General features: G+C 60.6%; 20 protein-coding genes and 1 pseudogene. 15 read left to right on the plus strand and 6 right to left on the minus strand.

Annotated elements, in window-relative coordinates:
• Nucleotides 1–7: 7 nt before the first annotated feature.
• Together msrA and SMD27_RS00135 are read right to left on the minus strand one after the other, a co-directional pair.
• Complete coding sequence (gene msrA, locus SMD27_RS00130; RefSeq protein ID WP_320506310.1) at nucleotides 8–667, minus strand: peptide-methionine (S)-S-oxide reductase MsrA; 660 nt, start codon at nucleotides 665–667, stop codon at nucleotides 8–10.
• Nucleotides 668–767: 100 nt separating this feature from the next.
• Nucleotides 768–1,601, minus strand: a complete 834-nt coding sequence (locus tag SMD27_RS00135; protein WP_320506311.1) for an aldo/keto reductase — start codon at nucleotides 1,599–1,601, stop codon at nucleotides 768–770.
• A 157-nt stretch (nucleotides 1,602–1,758) separates the two neighbouring features.
• Between SMD27_RS00135 and SMD27_RS00140 the strand changes: the two genes are divergently transcribed.
• The 8 genes from SMD27_RS00140 to SMD27_RS00175 all read left to right on the plus strand — a co-directional run bounded on the left by SMD27_RS00140 (nucleotide 1,759) and on the right by SMD27_RS00175 (nucleotide 8,623).
• The gene (locus tag SMD27_RS00140; RefSeq protein ID WP_320506312.1) at nucleotides 1,759–1,950 is read left to right on the plus strand and encodes a twin transmembrane helix small protein; all 192 of its coding nucleotides are present in this window, start codon (nucleotides 1,759–1,761) and stop codon (nucleotides 1,948–1,950) included.
• A gap of 25 nt (nucleotides 1,951–1,975) precedes the next feature.
• Nucleotides 1,976–2,542 carry a cob(I)yrinic acid a,c-diamide adenosyltransferase gene (locus tag SMD27_RS00145; protein WP_320506313.1) on the plus strand — a complete coding sequence of 189 codons (567 nt, stop codon included), beginning with the start codon at nucleotides 1,976–1,978 and terminating at the stop codon, nucleotides 2,540–2,542.
• A 113-nt stretch (nucleotides 2,543–2,655) separates the two neighbouring features.
• The gene (locus tag SMD27_RS00150; RefSeq protein ID WP_320506314.1) at nucleotides 2,656–3,228 is read left to right on the plus strand and encodes a TIGR00645 family protein; all 573 of its coding nucleotides are present in this window, start codon (nucleotides 2,656–2,658) and stop codon (nucleotides 3,226–3,228) included.
• Between the two features lie 224 nt (nucleotides 3,229–3,452).
• Nucleotides 3,453–5,027, plus strand: coding sequence for a B12-binding domain-containing radical SAM protein (locus tag SMD27_RS00155; RefSeq protein WP_320506315.1), 1,575 nt, complete (start codon nucleotides 3,453–3,455; stop codon nucleotides 5,025–5,027).
• Nucleotides 5,028–5,065: 38 nt separating this feature from the next.
• Nucleotides 5,066–5,620 (plus strand): hypothetical protein, encoded by a 555-nt coding sequence (locus SMD27_RS00160; RefSeq protein ID WP_320506316.1) that lies wholly within the window; start codon nucleotides 5,066–5,068, stop codon nucleotides 5,618–5,620.
• A 341-nt stretch (nucleotides 5,621–5,961) separates the two neighbouring features.
• Nucleotides 5,962–6,714 (plus strand): electron transfer flavoprotein subunit beta/FixA family protein, encoded by a 753-nt coding sequence (locus SMD27_RS00165; RefSeq protein WP_320506317.1) that lies wholly within the window; start codon nucleotides 5,962–5,964, stop codon nucleotides 6,712–6,714.
• A 34-nt stretch (nucleotides 6,715–6,748) separates the two neighbouring features.
• Nucleotides 6,749–7,684: an electron transfer flavoprotein subunit alpha/FixB family protein gene (locus SMD27_RS00170; protein WP_320506318.1), complete on the plus strand. Its 936-nt coding sequence runs from the start codon at nucleotides 6,749–6,751 to the stop codon at nucleotides 7,682–7,684.
• Nucleotides 7,685–7,750: 66 nt separating this feature from the next.
• Complete coding sequence (locus SMD27_RS00175) at nucleotides 7,751–8,623, plus strand: 3-hydroxybutyryl-CoA dehydrogenase (RefSeq protein ID WP_320506319.1); 873 nt, start codon at nucleotides 7,751–7,753, stop codon at nucleotides 8,621–8,623.
• Nucleotides 8,624–8,664: 41 nt separating this feature from the next.
• Here the strand turns inward: SMD27_RS00175 and SMD27_RS00180 are convergent, their stop codons facing one another.
• Nucleotides 8,665–9,360, minus strand: a complete 696-nt coding sequence (locus SMD27_RS00180) for a TlpA disulfide reductase family protein (RefSeq protein WP_320506320.1) — start codon at nucleotides 9,358–9,360, stop codon at nucleotides 8,665–8,667.
• Nucleotides 9,361–9,663: 303 nt separating this feature from the next.
• Between SMD27_RS00180 and argH the strand changes: the two genes are divergently transcribed.
• The 4 genes from argH (at nucleotide 9,664) to SMD27_RS00200 (ending at nucleotide 15,113) form a co-directional block, all read left to right on the plus strand.
• The gene (argH, locus tag SMD27_RS00185; protein WP_320507519.1) at nucleotides 9,664–11,055 is read left to right on the plus strand and encodes an argininosuccinate lyase; all 1,392 of its coding nucleotides are present in this window, start codon (nucleotides 9,664–9,666) and stop codon (nucleotides 11,053–11,055) included.
• A complete protein-coding gene (locus SMD27_RS00190; RefSeq protein ID WP_320506321.1) occupies nucleotides 11,052–11,231 on the plus strand; it encodes a lipoprotein in 180 nt (59 codons plus the stop codon). Before argH ends, SMD27_RS00190 begins: the two co-directional genes overlap by 4 nt.
• A 35-nt stretch (nucleotides 11,232–11,266) precedes the next feature.
• A complete protein-coding gene (gene lysA, locus SMD27_RS00195) occupies nucleotides 11,267–12,526 on the plus strand; it encodes a diaminopimelate decarboxylase (RefSeq protein ID WP_320506322.1) in 1,260 nt (419 codons plus the stop codon).
• Nucleotides 12,527–12,623: 97 nt separating this feature from the next.
• A complete protein-coding gene (locus tag SMD27_RS00200; RefSeq protein ID WP_320506323.1) occupies nucleotides 12,624–15,113 on the plus strand; it encodes a DUF4175 domain-containing protein in 2,490 nt (829 codons plus the stop codon).
• Between the two features lie 51 nt (nucleotides 15,114–15,164).
• Here SMD27_RS00200 and SMD27_RS00205 read toward each other — a convergent pair whose 3' ends face one another.
• The 3 genes and pseudogenes from SMD27_RS00205 to SMD27_RS24090 form a co-directional block, all read right to left on the minus strand.
• Entirely contained in the window at nucleotides 15,165–15,626 is a 462-nt protein-coding gene (locus SMD27_RS00205; protein WP_320507520.1) for a response regulator, read from the minus strand.
• Between the two features lie 270 nt (nucleotides 15,627–15,896).
• Nucleotides 15,897–16,631 (minus strand): DUF3426 domain-containing protein, encoded by a 735-nt coding sequence (locus tag SMD27_RS00210; RefSeq protein ID WP_379991186.1) that lies wholly within the window; start codon nucleotides 16,629–16,631, stop codon nucleotides 15,897–15,899.
• Between the two features lie 12 nt (nucleotides 16,632–16,643).
• A pseudogene (locus SMD27_RS24090) lies at nucleotides 16,644–16,742 on the minus strand (MJ0042-type zinc finger domain-containing protein); the annotation flags it as partial.
• 223 nt (nucleotides 16,743–16,965) lie between these two features.
• Between SMD27_RS24090 and ftsE the strand changes: the two are divergent.
• The 3 genes from ftsE to SMD27_RS00225 all read left to right on the plus strand — a co-directional run bounded on the left by ftsE (nucleotide 16,966) and on the right by SMD27_RS00225 (nucleotide 19,497).
• Nucleotides 16,966–17,691 carry a cell division ATP-binding protein FtsE gene (gene ftsE / locus SMD27_RS00215; RefSeq protein WP_320506325.1) on the plus strand — a complete coding sequence of 242 codons (726 nt, stop codon included), beginning with the start codon at nucleotides 16,966–16,968 and terminating at the stop codon, nucleotides 17,689–17,691.
• Nucleotides 17,692–17,707: 16 nt separating this feature from the next.
• Nucleotides 17,708–18,652: a cell division protein FtsX gene (locus SMD27_RS00220; protein ID WP_320506326.1), complete on the plus strand. Its 945-nt coding sequence runs from the start codon at nucleotides 17,708–17,710 to the stop codon at nucleotides 18,650–18,652.
• A 170-nt stretch (nucleotides 18,653–18,822) separates the two neighbouring features.
• Nucleotides 18,823–19,497 (plus strand): YdcF family protein, encoded by a 675-nt coding sequence (locus tag SMD27_RS00225; protein WP_320506327.1) that lies wholly within the window; start codon nucleotides 18,823–18,825, stop codon nucleotides 19,495–19,497.
• Nucleotides 19,498–19,503 lie beyond the last annotated feature (6 nt).

Below are 19,503 nucleotides of genomic sequence, written 5' to 3' on the forward strand. Positions count from 1 at the left end.
ACGGGCCTCAGGCGGGCGTGACGAGACCGATGGAACAACCGACGCCGGTTCCGCCAAGACCACAATAGCCATTCGGATTTTTCTCCAGATATTGCTGGTGATAATCCTCGGCATAATAGAATTCCGGCGCATCGATGATTTCCGTGGTAATGGCGCCGAAGCCCGCAGCTGACAATTGCCGTTGATAGCTATCCCGGCTGGCCTCGGCAGCGGCGCGCTGCGCCGGCGAAGTCGCATAGATGCCGGACCGGTATTGGGTGCCGACATCGTTGCCCTGGCGCATGCCTTGGGTCGGATTGTGGCTTTCCCAAAACGTCTTCAGCAAGGTGTCATAACTGATCTCAGCCGGATCGTAATTGACCCGCACAACCTCATTATGGCCGGTACGACCCGTGCAGACTTCCTCATAGGTCGGGTTGGGGGTGAAGCCGCCGGCATAGCCGACCGCCGTGGCAAGCACGCCGGGAAGCTGCCAGAATTTGCGCTCCGCCCCCCAGAAGCAGCCGAGGCCGAACAAGGCCAATTCGCTGCTGGTCGGGAAAGGCGGAACGATGCGTCCACCGGTCACCAGATGCGTCGGCGCCACGGTCATGGCCTGGGCGCGGCCTGGCAAAGCCTCACCGGGTTTCGGCATTTCCAATTTGTGTTTGGGAACGGACCATATCATCTGCGTCCTCATCCTATCTCTGCTGTCACCTGCATATTCGCTCGATATGGGGTGATGGTTTCAGCCTGCCAAGCAAATTTCCGTGCCGGCTTGGCGGCAGTTAGGTCATCGCCAGCGGTTCCGCCTGTTTCGGTGCCGGGAAATCCCGATCAAGATCAGCTAAATCTTCGGCCGACAAGGAAATCTCCGCTGCCTTGGCATTTTCCGCGAGGCGCTGCGGCTGGCTCGATTTCGGCACAGCGAGGACATTCGGGTGCCGCAGGCACCAGGCCAGCATGATCTGGGCCGGGGTCGCGCCATGGCGCTGGGCCACTTTCGCCAGGCCGTTTTCAGCGGGGATGTCGCCTTGCGCCAAGGGACAATAGGCCATGACGGCGATATCCTGCTTCCGGCACCAGGGCAGCAGATCGAAGTCGATGCCGCGCGAGGCAATATTGTATTGCACCTGATTGACGACGCAGCGGTCACCCTCCGCCAGGCTCAGCCATTCCTGCATGTCGCTGAGATCGAAATTGCTGACACCGAAAGCCTTGATCTTGCCCGCCTTCAGCAGATCCTGAAAGGCGGCGAGCGTATCGGCCAATTTGTAGCTCCCGCGCCAATGCAGGAGATAGAGATCGAGCCGGTCGGTGCCCAGCCGTTTCAGTGAGGCTTCGCAGGCGGCCACGGTTCCTTTGCGGCTGGCGTTGCCCGGCAAGACCTTGCTGACCAGATAGACCTGATCGCGGCGGCCTCGGATCGCCTCTCCAACCACCTCTTCGGCGCCGCCATTGCCATACATTTCAGCGGTATCCACCAGGGTCATGCCAAGATCGATGCCGGCTTGAAGCGCCTTGACTTCCGCTGACCGCTGCTGGCCCTGCTCGCCCATCCGCCAGGTCCCAAGGCCCAGGACCGGCACCCGGTCGCCATTTTTCAAGCTCAGTGTCCGCATGCTCGCCTCTTCTCTCCCAAGGTTTCAGCCCGACGCTGCGGCCAAGTGACGCCTCGCCGGCTGGCTCTGTCAAGTTTACACCGGCTTCGCCACCCGAGCCGATCCCCGGCCCCTGTTTAGCTTGTCCCTGTCTTAAAGGAGAGGATATAGTCCCCCGATGCAAACGATCTTCATCACCCTGACGGCGATTTTTGCCGTCGCCACGCTCGTCACTTTGCTGGTGGGTCTATTCAGCATGGCCAAGGGCAGCGATTTCAATAAACGTCATGGCAACAAGCTGATGCGCTATCGCGTCATCTTCCAGGGCCTGACGGTTCTGAGTTTTGTCGGCTACCTGATCGTGCGCTGAAGCCTGACGGAGATCGGACCGCATCATGGTGCAGTTGACCCGGATTTATACCAAGGGCGGCGACAAGGGAAAAACCTCGCTGGGCACCGGCAAGCGGGTGGCGAAACACGATCCCCGCGTCATCGCTTATGGCACGGTCGATGAAGCCAATGCCGCAATCGGTATCGCCAGAGTTCATACCGCCGATCAGGCTGAGATCGATGCCATGCTGGGCCGCATCCAGAATGATCTGTTCGATCTCGGCGCCGATCTTTGCACGCCCGAAGATCCGGTCGACTATCCGCCGCTGCGAATCATCGAAGCCCAGGTCGAGCGCCTGGAGCAGGAGATTGATCGGATGAACGGCGAGTTGCAGCCGCTGAACTCCTTCATCTTGCCCGGCGGCACGGCGGCCGCCGCCTATCTGCATCTCGCCCGCACCATCGCCCGCCGGGCCGAGCGCGACATCACCGCCCTCTCCGCACAAGGTCCCGTCAATCCCCAGGCCATCAAGTACATCAACCGCCTCAGCGATCATCTCTTCGTCCTCTCCCGCTTTGTCAACGATCGGGGTGCGCGCGACGTGCTCTGGGTACCGGGCAAGAACCGCTAACCAAACGCTTCGGTCAGTGAAAAGGTCCGTGCACGGCTTGTCCGGCCGTCCTGTTCTCCTTATCTATTTTGCTCCCGGAACCGGCAGCCACATCAGTGGGAGCACAATTCTTCATGTCGCAAATCGGCAAGACACAGGCACCTCAGCGATCGGTCAATCTAAGGCCGCTGCCGGCCATCATCTTCAGCTCTCGCTGGCTGCAATTGCCGCTTTATCTCGGCCTCATTGTTGCGCAGGGCATCTATGTCGTTCAGTTCCTGAAAGAGCTTTGGCATCTCGTCCTGCATGTAACAACTTTCAGCGAACAGCAGATCATGCTGGTTGTCCTGGGCCTGATCGATGTGGTGATGATTTCCAATCTACTGATGATGGTCATTGTCGGCGGCTACGAGACTTTCGTTTCCCGCTTGCGCCTGCAAAATCATCCCGACCAGCCGGAATGGCTCGACCACGTGAATGCCAGTGTGTTGAAGATTAAGCTGGCCATGGCGATCATCGGCATCTCCTCCATCCATTTGCTGCGGACCTTCATCGAGGCCGGCAATATCGGCAGTGGAGAGGAAAGTTCCTATACGATGACCGGTGTCATCCTGCAGACGGTCATTCATACGGTCTTTATCCTGTCGGCCATCGGCATCGCTTATATCGATCGGCTGAGCCATCACACGGTAGAAAAATCGGCATAAGAAAAAAGCGCGGGATCGGTCTGGCCCCGACATTGTTTAGCTAGTCGCTATCAAGGATGTGCACGTCGAGCAGGCTCGTAGCGTGCTGCCAGTGGTGGATGGCGGTCCGCCGCCCGCCGGTGCCGTTGAAAGGTGCATTTCACAGATTTGGAATGTGATTGATTTCGGAAGTTGTTGATCGCAGGCTCTTAACCCTCAGCATGAGAGCGAGGCTGGCCAGATCGATGAAAAGCCCGGTTCAGGTCCGCAACGCTCGCCGCGTTCTCTGCGTTTTCCCTCGCTACACGCCCTCTTTCGGGACCTTCGAATATGCGTATCGCCTGATGGGGGTCCGCGCCTTCATGCCACCGCAGGGCATTCTCGTCATTGCGGGCTACCTTCCGGAAGCCTGGAACATCCTTTTCATCGACGAGAACGTCCACATGGCGACGCAGCGCGATTTTAGCTGGGCGGAAATCGTGCTGGTCAGTGGGATGCATGTGCAAAGCGACGCCATCCATGACATCGCCCGGCGCGCTCGTGCGGCTGGGCGATGTAGCGTGCTTGGCGGCCCCTCTGCCTCCGCCTGCCCGGAAAAATATCCCGACTTTGATTATCTTCATCTCGGCGAGATCGGCGATGCCACCGACGCCTTGATCGAGCGGCTGGACGCCGATGCCGCCCCGCCTCCCGCCCAGCAAATCATCGCCACTCGGGAACGCCTGCCGCTGACGGATTTTCCGATCCCGGCCTATCACCTCATCGAACGCGGCAGCTACATGCTGGGATCGGTGCAGTTCTCCAGCGGCTGCCCCTATCGCTGCGAATTCTGCGATATCCCCGCACTCTATGGCAGGCAACCTCGCTTGAAGAAACCCCAGCAGGTTTTGGCAGAGCTGGACGCAATGATCGTGCGGGGACCTTTCGGCTGCATCTATTTCGTCGATGACAATTTCATCGCCAATCGCAAGGCCGTGCGAGAGTTGTTGCCGCATCTGGTCGCCTGGCAGAAGGAGCGCGGCTACCCGGTGCATTTCGCCTGCGAAGCAACGCTTAATATCGCCAAACTGCCGGACCTGCTGGCGCTCATGCGCGAGGCTTATTTCCACACAGTCTTTTGCGGTATCGAAACCCCCGAATTGGGCGCGCTCAAGGCGATTGCGAAGCAACAGAATCTCACCGTGCCGATGCTGGAAGGCATCGAAATCCTCAACAGTTACGGGCTTGAGGTGGTGTCGGGCATCATCCTCGGCCTCGATACCGATACGGTCGAGACGGCAGGCCGTGTTAACGACTTTGTCGACCGCTCGCAGATCCCCGTCCTGACCATCAATCTGCTGCAGGCTTTGCCGCGCACTCCCCTCTGGGACCGGCTCGCCGCCGCCGGCCGTTTGGTCGATGACACAGCACGGGAATCGAATGTCGCCTTCACCCTGCCTTACCAGGATGTGGTGGGAAGCTGGCTGCAATGCGTTCGCCATGCCTACAGGCCGGAGGCGGTCTATGCCCGCTTTGCCCATAATGTCCGGCATACGTTTCCCAATCGCATCAAGCCACCGGTGACCGCCGCCCGGCTCAACGCGGCGAACATCCGCAAGGCCCTCACCTGCCTTTCGAACATCTTCCTGCATGTCGGCCTGCTTGGCGATTACCGGCGCGTTTTCTGGGGCATGGCATGGCCGCTGCTCCGGGAGGGGCGGATCGAGGATCTGATCCATATCGGCCTGGTCGCCCATCACCTGATCACCTATGCCCGGCAATGCGAAGCCGGTCGTCATACCGCGTCCAATTACGCTTCGCACGGCAAGCAAGCCGCCTAGTCATCTCCTTAAGTCTTCATTAGGAAATCAATCTGATCATGGCATTATCGGTGGTCGAGGGAGCAACCGCCATGATTGCTGGGCAAGGATTGTTTCAACTGACGACGCGGAGCGAAAGCTGTCGCAGCCAGACTTTGCCGAAATCCGCCCCTGCCGCTACCACCGGCGATCACCGCCGCGATCGCCCGGGCGATGAGCCGGCGGTGATGCTGCCACCCGGCCTGGCTTCCGATTCCAGCCCGATGAGGGCGCAGGAGGACCTGCCGGTTTATGCGCAGGAACCATCCGCGGATGAAGATCCGCAGGCCCGGGGCCAGAAAGCGCTGCGCAGCCTGAACGACGATGCCGGCACCGCCATTGCCCAGGCCAAAGGTTTGCTCGCCCTATCCAATACTGCCCGGGCCAAGCGCAGGCCCGGTGAACGGAACGATGACGATCAGTTCTTCCGGGAATTGAGCCGGTCCGTCGAAGCTGCCGAACAGGAGATGACCCGTGCCATCACTGACGCCGGCCAGGAAATACTCGCCCGGCGATGCGCCGGAGATAGCAGGAACAGCGATCGCCACGGTGACCCTGACCCAGCTAACAGTTGACGTCAGCCTGAGCCTTAACATTACGGCCTGACCCCTGGCGTTCGACCTTGGGCGACGTGACGCCAACGCTCTGCCCCCGCTCCTTATGGGAAGTCGGAGAGCAGGCCGGAGCCAGCGGAAATGCAGGAAAATTTCGCGAAAATGCACAAGCCGGACGCATTCGGACAAGTCCGGGGGTAACGTTGACACGATCATGTCACGCCCTTATTGTGCGCCTGCGAAATTCAGCCCGGCAGAAATGTCCGGTTGCTCACAAGCGGGAGCGAACTGGTCCCCGCCCTTCCATGGGTTCTCCAGTCCGCTGGCAATGTGTTGAACCTTCTTGAACCGAGATTTGCGAGATGAAAGTTCTGGTCGCAGTTAAGCGGGTCGTTGACTATAACGTGAAAGTCCGGGTGAAAGCGGACGGCACGGGCGTCGAGACGGCCAATGTTAAGATGTCGATGAATCCGTTCGATGAAATCGGCGTCGAAGAAGCGGTGCGGTTGAAGGAAGCCGGCAAGGCGACCGAAGTGATCGCCGTCTCCCTGGGGCCGACACAGTGCCAGGAGACGATCCGGACCGCCCTCGCCATGGGCGCCGATCGCGGCATTCACGTTCAGACCGATGTCGAATTGCAGCCTCTGGCCGTCGCCAAGCTGCTGAAGGCGGTGGTCGATAAGGAACAGCCGCAGATTTGCATTCTCGGCAAGCAGGCAATCGACGACGACGCCAACCAGACTGGCCAGATGCTGGCGGCCCTGTTGGGCAGCGCCCAGGCGACCTTCGCCTCGAAACTGGTGGTCAACGACAACGGCACCGCCAATGTCACCCGCGAAGTCGATGGCGGCCTGGAAACCATCACGGTGAAGATGCCCTTCGTGCTGACCACCGACCTGCGTCTCAACGAACCGCGTTACGCTTCCCTGCCGAACATCATGAAGGCGAAGAAGAAGCCGATCGACACGTTGACGCCGGAGCAGCTGGGCGTCGATGCCGCGCCGCGCCTGAAGACGCTGAAGGTGGCCGAGCCGCCGAAGCGCGAGGCCGGTATCAAGGTCAAGTCGGTTGCCGAGCTGGTCGACAAGCTCCGCAACGAGGCCAAGGTCATCTGACCGTCACCGACGGATTTGAGTTGAGGATCATTCCATGAGCGTTCTTGTTATCGCTGAACACGACAATGCGAAGCTGAACCCGGCCACGTTGCACGCGGTGACCGCGGCGCAGAAGATCGGCGGTGAACTCCATATCCTGGTCGCCGGCAGCAATGCCGCGGCTGTCGCCGATGAAGCCGCCAAGATCGGCGGCGTCGCGAAGGTGCTGCTGGCGGATGATGCTGCCTATGCCAATCGCCTGCCGGAAAATCTGGCAAAACTGCTGGTCGGTCTGGCCGCCAATTACAGCCATCTGGTTGCGACCGCGACTGCGACCGGCAAGAATGTCATGCCGCGCGCCGCAGCTTTGCTCGATGTGCAGCAGATTTCCGAAATCAGCGGCGTCGAAAACGCCGATACTTTTGTGCGGCCGATCTATGCCGGCAATGCCATGGCAACCGTGCAATCGGGTGACAAAGTGAAGGTCATCACGGTGCGCGCCACGGCCTTTGACGCTGCCCCCGCCTCCGGCGGTTCGGCCGCGGTCGAAAAGGTCGCGGGCGCCGGCGATAGTGGTCTTTCCAGCTTTGTCGGCCAGGAACTGGCAAAGTCGGAACGTCCGGAACTGACCTCGGCCCGCGTCGTCGTCTCCGGCGGCCGCGGCATGCAGAATGGTGACAACTTCAAGCTGCTCGACAGCCTGGCCGATAAGCTGAACGCCGCCGTCGGCGCCAGCCGCGCCGCCGTCGATGCCGGTTTCGTGCCCAACACCTATCAGGTTGGCCAGACCGGCAAGATCGTCGCCCCGGAACTCTATATCGCCGTCGGCATTTCCGGTGCCATTCAGCATCTCGCCGGCATGAAGGACAGCAAGGTGATCGTCGCCATCAACAAGGATGAAGACGCACCGATCTTCCAGGTCGCCGATTATGGTCTGGTGGCCGACCTGTTCCAGGCCGTGCCCGAACTGACCAACGAATTGTCCAAATAAGAACGATGACGCCGGCGGATCCTTGGGGGGTCCGCCGGCAGATTTTTAACTGAAGATGGTGTCGCGATGATTGAGAAGGTTGGCGTTATCGGCGCGGGCCAGATGGGTAATGGTATTGCTCATGTCTGTGCACTTTCGAAATTCGACGTCAAACTGATCGACATCAACGAAGCACAGCTCAAGAAGGCACTGCAGACGATCGACACCAATATGAGCCGCCAGGTGAAGCGCGGCTTCATCACCGAGGACGATCATCAAGCAGCTCTCAGTCGGATCGCCACCGGCCAGAGCTACGAACTTCTCAAGGATTGCGATTTCATCATCGAAGCCGCGACCGAGAAGGAAGAAATCAAGAAAGAGATCATGAAGGCGTTGTGTCCGGTTCTGAAGCCGGAAGCCATGCTCGCCTCCAACACCTCCTCAATCTCCATCACCCGCCTCGCCGCCGCCACCGACCGTCCCAGCAAATTCATCGGCATGCACTTCATGAATCCGGTGCCGCTGATGCAGTTGGTCGAATTGATTCGCGGCCTCGCGACCGATGACGAAACATATACCGCCGTGAAGACGCTCGCCGAGAAGCTGGGCAAGACCACCGCTTCCTCGGAAGACTTCCCGGCTTTCATCGTCAACCGCATCCTGCTGCCAATGATAAATGAAGCCGTCTACACGCTGTATGAAGGCGTGGGTTCGGTGGATTCGATCGATACCGCCATGCGGCTCGGTGCCAACCATCCGATGGGCCCGCTGGAACTCGCGGACTTCATCGGCCTTGATGTCTGCCTGGCGGTGATGCAGGTCCTCTATGACGGCCTGGCCGACAGCAAGTATCGTCCCTGCCCGCTGCTGGTGAAATATGTCGAAGCCGGCTGGTACGGCAAGAAGGTCGGCCGGGGATTCTACGATTACAGCGGCGAAACGCCCATCCCGACCCGATAATCGGATACCTGTAGGGCTGCACGTTCCGTCGGATGCGGCCCTTAGTTCGGACAGGGCTCCAGCATCTCTTCCGTAATCGCCCCGTCCTTGGCGAAGTTTTGCACCGCTGCCAGGGCCTTGCCGCAATCCCATTTATTCTCGCCAGTGAAGCGGGCGAGAATCTTTCCCTCCGGCGAAACCAACAGGCTGGTCGGCAAGGCGGCGATTTTCACCACGCCGTCCAAGGCATGGTTTGCATCGAGCAGCGCCGGCAATTTGTCGAGCTGATGATCGGCCAGAAACTGCTTAACCTTATCGAGGCTGTTTTCATCGACGGCGACCGGCACGACGGCAAAGTTGTCGCTGCCGAGCTGTGCCTGCAAACGGTCGAGCGACGGCATCTCCGCCACGCAAGGCGGGCACCAGGTCGCCCAGACATTGATCAGCAGCGCTTTTCCCTTATAGCTGCCGAGATCGACATTCTTACCTTCCGCGTCGGTGACAACGACCCCGGCAAGATCCGGCGCCGGTGTCAATTTCTGGAAGAAGCCCGGCTGGATATCGTTGCCGGCGCTCTGGCCGGTGCTGGCCGGTGCTGTCCCGGCGGGGACCATCGTCTGGGTGGATGCCGCCCCGGCGGGCTGCTGCGACGCGGTCTTGCTGCTCATCAGACCGCCGATATTGCCGTAGACCACCAGCGCCGCGGCAATGGCCACGAGCAAGACTCCCAGAACAAAGCCCAGATACCGACCCTTCACCTGTATTCCTCCGTCACTGGCGACCATCTGCCCGGCATGCGAGGCGCCAGACCTGGTTCAGCATATAGGCTCTAAGGCCATCTGTGCCAATCTCCTGTGCCGGTCGCCCCGCGACCGGAGGGCGCAGCCGGCCATCAAACCAGGGAAACCAGACAGGAACCGGCAAGCGCGGTTGTGGCGTGGCCGTGTCAAACAGGTTAAAGTCGCCCCGGACCCTGGCTGCGTTTGCAGCCGGACGATGGAAAGGCCCGATTTTCATTCATGACGACCAAGTCCGAGAAGAAACAGGCGGCGCAGCTGACCATGACCGATGGCGACGCCAATAAGATGTGGGGCGGCCGCTTCGCCGCCGGCCCGGCCGCGATCATGCAGCAGATCAATGCCTCCATCGATATCGATAAGCGGCTCTATGCCGAGGATATCGAAGGGTCGAAAGCGCATGCCCGCATGCTGGCCAAGCAAGGCATCCTGACACCCGCCGATGGCAAAGCGATTATCAATGGCCTGGATGCCGTGAAGGCCGAAATCGAGGCCGGGCGCTTCACCTTCAAGACGGCTCTTGAAGACATCCACATGAATGTCGAGGCCCGCCTGCGCGAGCTGATCGGCGATGCTGCAGGGCGTCTTCATACGGCCCGCTCGCGCAACGATCAGGTCGCGACGGATTTCAAGCTATGGACTCGCCGCGCCATCGATGAGGTCAGTGCCGCTGCCCGCGATCTGGTCGCCGCCTTGCTCGATCGGGCGGAACAGCATGCCGGCACCGTGATGCCGGGCTTCACCCATCTGCAGCCAGCCCAGCCGATTACCTTCGGCCATCATCTGATGGCCTATGTCGAGATGTTCGGCCGCGATCTCGGCCGCCTCGCGGATTGTCGGGCGCGCCTTAATGAATGCCCGCTCGGCGCCGCAGCACTTGCCGGGACCTCCTTCCCCATCGACCGCCATGCGACGGCGACAGCTTTGGGCTTTGACCGGCCGTCAGCCAACTCGCTCGATGCGGTCTCGGACCGGGATTTCGCGCTGGAATATCTGAGCGGTCTTTCCATCCTCGCCGTACATCTGTCGCGCCTGGCCGAAGAGATCGTCATCTGGATGAGCGACGGCTTCCGCTACATCACCTTGAGTGATGCCTTCACCACCGGTTCGTCGATCATGCCGCAAAAGCGCAATCCCGATGCGGCCGAATTGGTGCGGGCCAAGGCTGGCCAGGTGATCGGCTCTCTCAATCAGTTGCTGATCATCCTGAAAGGCCTGCCATTGGCCTATGGCAAGGATATGCAGGACGATAAGGCGCCGACCTTCGCCGCCACCGATACGATCGCGCTCTGCCTCGCGGCAACGGCCGGCATGATCCGCGACATGACCGTCAACGAAGCCCGGCTGCGCGAGGCCACGAAGGGCGGCTTCCTGACCGCCACCGATCTCGCCGACTGGCTGGTCCGGGTTCTGGGCCTGCCCTTCCGCGACGCTCATCACGTCACCGGCTCGATCGTTGCCAAGGCTGAAGCTGCCGGTTGCCAATTGCATGAATTGCCGCTGGCCGAGATGCAGCAGATCGAACCGAAAATCACCACTGCCGTTTTCGACGTGCTCGGCGTCGATCAATCGGTCGCCAGCCGCAAAAGCTTTGGCGGCACGGCGCCGGATAATGTGCGCCGTGCGATTGGCGCAGCCAAGGAGCGTTTCCTATGACCATGTCAAAGACTGTCGTCCGCCGCATTCTTTTGCCAATGCTGGCTGTCATCGCCGTTGGCAGCCTGGCTGGCTGTGGCAGGAACGGTGAGCCAGTTCTGCCCGACAAGAAGCAGGATGGTTTCCCCGCGCAATATCCCAGGAACACCGACCCGCAATCCGGCGTCTTCAATTGATCCAGCCCGCTTGTCCTCGGCAACACGATACGATCATGACTCACTTTCCCTATCTGAACGGGCAGCTGCATGTTGAGAATGTGCCTGTCGCCCGGATGGCCGAGGAAGTCGGCACCCCATTCTATTGCTATTCGACCGCTGCCATTACCGATCACTACCAGGCCTATGTCTCGGCCCTGCAGGATCTCGATGCCAAGGTCTATTACTCGCTGAAGGCAAACTCCAATCAAGCGGTTGTCGCTACCCTGGCACGGCTCGGCGCTGGCGGCGATGTGGTTTCCCTCGGCGAGATGTATCGCGCTTTGAAGGCCGGCATTCCGGCCGACAAGATCGTATTCGCCGGTGTCGGCAAAACCCGCGACGAACTTGCCGAGGCGTTGAAGGCCGGCATCCATCAGATCAACGTCGAATCCGAGAGCGAGCTCGATACGCTGAGCGAGGTCGCAAAATCCCTGGGCAAGCAGGCGGTGATCGCGCTGCGGATCAATCCGGATATCGATGCGAAGACCCATGCCAAGATTTCGACCGGTAAGTCGGAAAACAAATTTGGCATCGATATCGATCATGCGGCGCAGATCTATTCCCGCGCAGCCCGGCTGCCAGGCATCCGCGTCGCCGGCATCTCCTGTCACATCGGGTCGCAGCTGACCGATCTCACCCCTTACCGGGCGGCCTTTAGCCGCATTGCCGAATTGGTGACCAGCTTGCGCCGCGCCGGCCTGCCGGTGGAACGGGTCGATCTCGGCGGCGGCATCGGCATCGCTTATCGCAACGAACAGACCATCGATCTCAAGGACTATGCGGCGGCTGTCCGCGAGATCATCGCGCCGCTTGGCTGCGCCATCGAGCTGGAACCGGGCCGCAGCATTGTCGGCAATGCGGGCCTGCTGATTACACGCGTCATCAATGTAAAATCGGGTGTCAGCCGCAAATTCGTCATCCTGGATGCGGCGATGAACGATCTGATCCGCCCTACCCTCTATGACGCCTATCACGACATCATTCCGGTGATGCAGCCTTCCAATGACGACCCCGTGAGCCGGGTCGACATTGTCGGTCCGGTTTGCGAGACTGGTGATCGCTTTGCCGAACAGCGCGCGATGTCGCCATTGCAAGCCGGCGATCTGGTTGCCATCTGTTCGGCGGGTGCTTACGGCGCTGTCATGGCCTCCACCTACAACACCCGGCTGCCGCCGGCCGAAGTTCTGGTGAAGGGCGATGCGTTCCAGGTGGTGCGGCCACGCCCAACTTATGACGCAATCATCGGGCAAGACAGCGTACCTAGCTGGCTGTAGACTGTCGGGAGCCGCTATCGGCTGGTGAAGGCGACTGAGGGCAGCTACGGCCGAGCTAGGATCGAGACGGTGACGGCCGCAACCTGAAGGCTGCGTGATGATGCAACGACAAGCCGAACCGCAGGATAGAGACCGGCAGAGCGGAGGCCCGGAGGCGCGGGCGGGTGGTCCCCATGCGGTGCTGCCTGGACATGTGCGCCCCTATCTGTGGCTTGCGCGCGCTTTCCTGATCCTGGAACGGCTGGCACCGCTCAGCCTGACTCTCGTTTTCATTCTCGGCATTTTCCTTACAGCCGCATTGTTCGGGCTGTTCCGCTACTTGCCGGCCTGGCTCCATGCCACGCTGTTGGCCGCGGCTTTTTTGACCTTGGTCGGCACCGGCTGGTTGCAGTTGCGTCGCTTCACCTGGCCGGGCCGCGAGGCTGCCATCCGTCGCCTGGAACGTGACAGCAATCTGCCGCATCGACCGCTGACCCATTTGAACGATGCCCTCTCGGCCGGAAAAGACGATCCGGGCCTCGCCGCGCTCTGGGCACAACATCGCGCGCGTCTCCTGGCGGCCATCGGTCGGCTTCGCGTGGCACCGCCCCGTGGCGACTGGTCATCGCGCGATCCCTACGCCTTGCGGGGGCTGCTGCTACTGCTGCTGGTGATTGCCATCATCGGGGCAGGTGACCTTTGGCCGCGCCGCTTGCTGCAAGCCCTGACACCGAATTTCGCGGGCTATGCCAGCAGCGAGAAGGTGACCGTCGAAGCCTGGATCACGCCGCCCGAATATACCGGCCTGCCGCCCATCAGTCTGACGACGGGATCGGCGGCCGGTGATGCCATCTTGTCGGTGCCGACGGGCAGCAAATTGCTGGTTCAGGCCGAAGGTGTCGGTGCCAAAGCCGTCCTGACCGCCAATAATCAGTCCAGCGATTTCCGGATGCTCGACCCGCTCACCCAGCGGATCGAAACCAAGCTGACCGAGGGCAACGGGATTGGCATTCGCGCGGCCGGCAGCACCCTGGCTGACTGGCATATCCGCATTGTTGCCGATCGCCCCCCGACAGCCGAATTCGCCGGCAATCCCAGCGCGACGGATCGCGGTGTCCTTCGCCTGGAATATCGCGCCTCTGACGATTACGGGGTCAAGGATCTGCGCGCTTTCATCCAGCGCGACGGGCAAACCATCGAAACCAGCCTTCCCCTGCAATCTTCGGACTCCAAGAAGGCCACAGGTTCCAGCTATCTCGATTTGACCTCACATCCTTGGGCCGGTTTGCCGGTTGAGATGCGGCTGGTCGCGCGCGATGCGCTCGGTCAAATCGGCGCAACCGCGCCGATCGCTTTGACCTTGCCGGAGCGACAGTTCTTCCATCCCGTCGCGCGTGCCTTGATTGCCGCCCGCAAGCAACTGACCGAAGCACGTCTGGATGATCGCAAAGGCCTGCTCGCCATTGCGCGCGAGCTTTTCACGATCGGCGAGCAGCCCGAGACTTATGACCATAACCTCGCGGCCTATCTCGCCATCAATCTTGCCTGGCGGCAGTTGATCGATAGCCTGGGCATCGACCAGACCGGGCGCGAGAATTTGCAGCAATTGCTTTGGGATACCGCTCTTGCCATCGAGGATGGGGGGACAAGCCTCGCCATGCGCGACTTGCGGCGCTTGCAGCGCGAGCTTGAGGACGCCTTGGCGCGAAATGCCTCGCCGGAGGAAATAGAGGCCCTGATGAACAAGCTGCAGCAGGCCATGAATCAATATCTTCAGAATCTGCAGCAGCAATTGCAGCGCGCCGTGGAGAAGGGACTGAAGCTCGGTCCCGTCAATCCCAACAGCACCCGGCTAACGCAGCAGGATTTGAACGATATGCTGAACAATGCCCGGCGAATGGCGCAGAACGGCGCGAAAGAATCTGCCCAGCAGATGTTGAACCGGCTGCAGCAGATGCTGGAAAACCTGCAGGCTGGCATGCCCAGCATGTCTGCGGGGAACGGGCAGAACCAGCAGATGATGAACGATCTCGGCCGCATCATGCAGCAACAGCAGAAACTGCTGGAGCAGACTTTCCGGATGCAGCGCGATCAGAACGGTCAAGGTGGCCAAGGCCAAGAAGGCGATTCCGGCATGAGCGCTGCCGATCAGGAGGCCCTGCGCCACCAGCTCGGTAAGTTGATGCAGGATGTCGGTAACGCGACCGGCAACTTACCGCAGGGCCTGGGCCAAGCCGAACAAGCGATGCGCGGTGCCGGGGAGGCTTTTCGCGAAGGCGATCTCGACAGCGCGGCAAATTCACAGAACGAGGCGCTCAGCCACTTGCAACAAGGCCTGGGCCAGCTTGGACAGATGCTCAGTCAGAAATCAGGCGGCCAGCAGACCGGTCCTGGCAAACGCGATCGGATGGATCCCTTCGGGCGGGCGGCGCCGGGGTCAGAAGATTCGGGTTCGAATGCGACCGAGACGACGGGTGTCAAGGTGCCGGACCAGGACCCCGCGCAGCGCAGCCGGCAAATTTTTGAGGAATTGCGCCAGCGGAGGAACGATCCGTCACGTCCCAAGCTGGAACGCGACTATATCGATCGCCTGCTGCGACAGTTCTGACGGGTTTCTTTCGGCAAGATTTAGAGAACGCCCGGCGGCGCTCGGCTTGGGTTAAGCCGGCACCCCTCTGCGGCTTGCCAGCGCATCGTCGACGGCAGCGCAGATTTCTTTCAGAGAAAAGGGCTTGGCTACGACGCGGTCGATCAGCGCGTCGAGATTATGGGCCCGCTGCCGCTCCGAGGCAAAGCCCGTCATCATGACCACCGGCATCGCCGGCCGGACTTTGGTTGCCTTCAGAGCCAAGGCGATACCGTCCAGCCCAGGCATGACAATATCCGTCAGCATTAAATCGAAAGGCGATTTCTCCAGCGCTTCAAGCGCGGAGCCCCCATCGGGCACCGCTGTCACTTGATGCCCGTAATAAGACAAGGCGCGAGAGACAAACTCTCGTACCGCTTCATCATCTTCCGCCAACAAAATCTCAGCCACGTGATCACCATCTTGGGCTTGCACGCCACTTCGCGAGCGCCTGGACCGACTATTAACCGAACCGCCGCCGATCAAAGATGCCATGCCGGTCAAGCTCGCACCATCACATCCCCGTGAGTCCGCCAAGCTTCCGGCCGGTTACCGAGAGCCCGGCAATTATATGGCGCGTGGCAACCACGACCACAAGGCGCCCCGTTGACCGGCGTGGTAAACAAAACGTTGAAAAAGCGGTCGTACTTATTCCAATTCCGCACGTAGTCTGTGTCCTTCGCCAGGCCGCCTCATGACGGGCCGATTCGCCTGCGCCCAGTATGCAGCGAGGCTATTAATAAAACGTGGACTGGTGCGCTTCGCTTATTCTGCGAAGTTGACGGTTACGCTGGCGGTGTTGTCGGGCAGGCCCTCATATACCGTGCGGAAAGACACGGTTTCTCCCGGCTCCAATGTCTGTTGCTCCAGACGGAAGCTATGGGACGGCGACAATATCTGGCCGTCCTTATTCTTGGGCGTCGCCTGCAGCATCGGGGCGTGAATCGGATACTTCGAGATATTGAAAATATCGCCCGAGATCTCCAGCGCCTGCTGATCGTTCACGTCGCGCTTGACGATCTTGATATTGGAGATTTCCAGATCCTCGGCTGGGTTGCCGGTTTGAATCCCGATCAGGCTATAGAGCTCCTCGGCACCGGGAATCGATCGGGCGATCATGTCGCGCAGAAAGAATGCAACAGCAAGCAAGCCAAGGATAACACCGAGCAACAGCAACAGGCTGCGGTAGCCGCCCCGCTTCGGCCGCTCCATCGGCGGCATTTTCGGCGGTACGGTGATCGGGCCACTTGGCCTTGCTTCCCGGGGTCTTATGAGGCCGGAGGGAATGTCCGGCATGCCGGGGCCTCCCAGTACCGGCTCCATGACGGTGGCATCGCCAAGGGGGACATCGCTGACAGGGATCTCACCGACTCGCGCGTCGCCAGCGGCCTGCCTCGGCTCTGCCAGCGCAGCGAAGGGATCGGCGGCAGCGTCGCTAATTTGATCGGCGAAATCGGGGCCAGACGATGAGGTATCCTGCGCCTCGGCCGCAACCGGCATTTGCCGCCAGCGATGATCGCATTTCGCGCAACGGACCTTTCGCCCCGCCGGTCCGATCAGGGAATCGTCGACCGTGAAGCTCGTTCCACAAGTTGGGCAACTGACAATCACGACTCGACAATGCTCCTTTAGGATCTGGCACTTTTATAAGTCTGAGGAAGCGACCTCGCAAGCAGGGCGCTCGGTTATCATCAAAATGCCCGAGTCGCCGTTCGATCGACCATCTGCAAGTTACGGGCGAATCGGCGATGCTGTAACCTCGCCCGCCTGGACGAGCCGCTATCTGCTATGCCATCTTACGGCCGATTGGAATTCCTGCGGACGGATTGCCCCCTTGGTGCTGTTTGAAGACGTCGCGGTGCGCTATGGCGCCGGGCCGAACATCCTGCAAAATATCTCTTTTTCCTTGGCGCCGGGCTCCTTCCATTTCCTGGTGGGGGCCAGCGGCGCCGGCAAATCCTCCTTGCTGAAATTGATGTACCTGGCGATGACGCCGGCGAGCGGCCTGGTCGATCTCTTCGGGCGCAACATCGCCACCCTGCGGCGGCAAGATCTGCCGGCCCTGCGCCGGCGAATCGGCGTCGTTTTTCAGGATTTCCGCTTGATCGGCCATTTGTCGGCGCTCGACAACGTCGCCTTGCCGTTGCGGATTGCGGGTCTGCGCGAGAGCGAGATCCGCAAGCATGTCACCGAGTTACTGGGCTGGGTGGGTCTTGCGGATCACCTGAACGATTTGCCGGCGACCCTGTCGGGCGGTCAGCAGCAACGCCTGGCCATCGCCCGGGCAGTGATTTCGCGTCCTAGCCTGTTGCTGGCCGACGAGCCGACCGGGAATGTCGATGACGTTATCGGCGTGCGCCTGATGTATCTGTTCGAAGAGCTGAACAAGATGGGGACCACCGTCGTCATCGCCACCCACAACGATCGCCTGGTCAGTCGTTTTACCCACCGTCAATTGCGCATCGAGAATAATACTGTCAGGGCCTTCGATCCGATGCCGCCTAATTCGTCTCAAGCGCGGCCTGCGATTGCCACGGCAGGCAACCCCGCCAATGACTGATATCCGGACGAATTAGATGGCTTGGCGACGCTCAGACCTGCCATTGCATGGGGACCCGGCGGCCCGCTTCCTCCCCTGGATCCTCGGTTTCCTGGTTTATCTCTCTGCCCTCATGGTGGGATGCAGCCTGATGATCGATCAGCTTGCCGATAACTGGCGGACCAGCCTGGCCGGCAACCTGACCGTCGAATTGCCGATCGATCCAACACTCGGCACCAAAGCGCGCGCCGACCGCCTGGATGCGGTCATCGACTTGATAACCGCGACGCCGGGCGTGACAGGGGCAACGGTTCTGGAACACGCCGAGCTGGAACGGCTGCTGCGACCCTGGCTGGGCGACACGGTGGGCGAACTCGACGTCGCTTTACCCACCATGATCGCCGTCACGGCACACCAAGATGCGGTCATCGACCGTGCCGATCTGCGCAACCGCCTGACCGCCATCGTCCCCGACACGCGGATCGACGATCATGGCGATTGGGTTGACGACGCGTTGCATTTTCTGCGCTCGATGCAGGCTTTGGCGGTCTTCCTGGTCATCCTGGTCCTGACCACGGCGGCAGCGACCGTCATTTTCGTCACCCGAACCGGTCTTGCGGTTCATCAACCGGTTATCGAGATTCTGCATCTGGTTGGGGCACAGGACAGCTATATCGCCCGGCAGTTCCAAACCCAGTCGCTACGCGTCAGCCTGATGGGCGGAATCATCGGCACTGCTCTTGCGGTACTGACGCTGATCGCAATGAAGCCGGTTTTGGGCAGCACGGTGCTCGATATGGCCGATATGGGCGAGGATCGCGGAGTTATGGCGGGTCATGGTCTGATGCAAGGGCTGACAAGCGGACTCGGCCTGACGCCCTGGCACTGGGCGGCCCTCGCCATCCTGCCATTGGCTATGGCGCTGCTGGCCATGCTGACGGCACGCTGGACGGTTCTGCGCTCGATTAACCGGAGTCTCTAGTCCAGAATTTCGGCCAGACTCTCGGGCTGGCGACCGGCCCAACCGCCCACCATAGCGGCTCATGACATTGCAACCTCAACCTGCTAAAACCCAGCGCCATGAAAAGAGGGGAACGACGGCTTAACTTCCGGGAACCGCATCACTACCGGCCATCGGCAGCGCGGCGCTTCATGCATGCCGTTTTGCTGGTGGTGGCGGCATGGTTCTTCGGGCTGTTGATTTTTGCCGCCTCGATCCCGGGCAAGGTGCGGGATCCGGAAACCAAGACGGACGCCATTGTGGTCCTGACCGGCGGTGGCGAGCGGTTGAGCGAAGCCTTCGATTTGCTGAGCAGAGGCCTGGCGCCGCGCCTTTATATCTCCGGCATTGCCTCGAACGTCGATCTTAACCAAGTTGCCAGCAAGGTGGCGGAAGCCGGCGGAACCATGCCGGACGAAGCGACGATGAAATGCTGTGTAACCGTCGACCGGGCGCAGAATACGGTAGGCAATGCGGTGGAAAGCGCCCAATGGATCACCGGGCAGAAGATCGCCTCGATCCGGCTCGTCACTGCCAATTATCATATGAATCGCAGCCTGCTGGAATTCCGCCGCGCCCTTCCCGGCTTGCAGGTCGTGCCCAATCCGGTCTTCCCACCGGAAATCCGCGACGCCTACTGGTTCGTCAAACCGCGCATCCTGGCTTTGCTGATTAACGAATATCATAAGTATCTGGTTGCCGTGGCGCGGGCACAGGTCTGGACTGCCCAGATGGCGACGCATTCGGCCATGTCCTCTGTCCGAAGCTCCATCGGCAATCTGATGACATCGGTCCAGTCGCTGCTGGCTGGCCTCAAACGGTCCTGATCCAGA

It is taken from the genome of Dongia soli (genome assembly GCF_034044715.1).
GTDB classification, from domain to species: domain Bacteria; phylum Pseudomonadota; class Alphaproteobacteria; order Dongiales; family Dongiaceae; genus Dongia_B; species Dongia_B soli.